This window comes from Mucilaginibacter phyllosphaerae (assembly GCF_004378255.1).
Lineage (GTDB): Bacteria > Bacteroidota > Bacteroidia > Sphingobacteriales > Sphingobacteriaceae > Mucilaginibacter > Mucilaginibacter phyllosphaerae.
Genome location: NZ_SNQG01000021.1, coordinates 1 through 319, shown reverse-complemented (window position 1 = coordinate 319; position 319 = coordinate 1). Strand labels below are relative to the sequence as shown.

General features: G+C 67.1%; 1 protein-coding gene. It reads left to right on the top strand.

Annotated elements, in window-relative coordinates:
- The coding region (locus tag E2R65_RS19490; RefSeq protein ID WP_158285305.1) for an SDR family NAD(P)-dependent oxidoreductase at positions 1-319 on the top strand (319 nt) is incomplete at both ends.

Genomic DNA, 319 nt, shown 5'->3' with positions numbered 1-319 from the left:
GCATCGACAAGCTCGACGTGGTGATCGCCAACGCCGCCATCGCCAAGGGGTTCGTGCCCATCAAGGAGGCGAAGCGGTCCGACGTCCTGGAGCACGTCAACGTCAACGTGCTGGGCGTGCTGTCGCTGTTCCAGGCCACGCGGGCGCTGCTCGAGAGGGCGGCGGCAGACGCTTCGCCCGGGGAAAAGCCCGTCTTTGCCATCATCGGCACCGTCGCCGGCAGCATGGGCGGCATGATGGACATCCCCAACGCCGTCTACGGCGCGTCCAAGGTCATGGCGCACTGGTACGGCCTGCGCCTGCACAAGGAGGAGGAGTG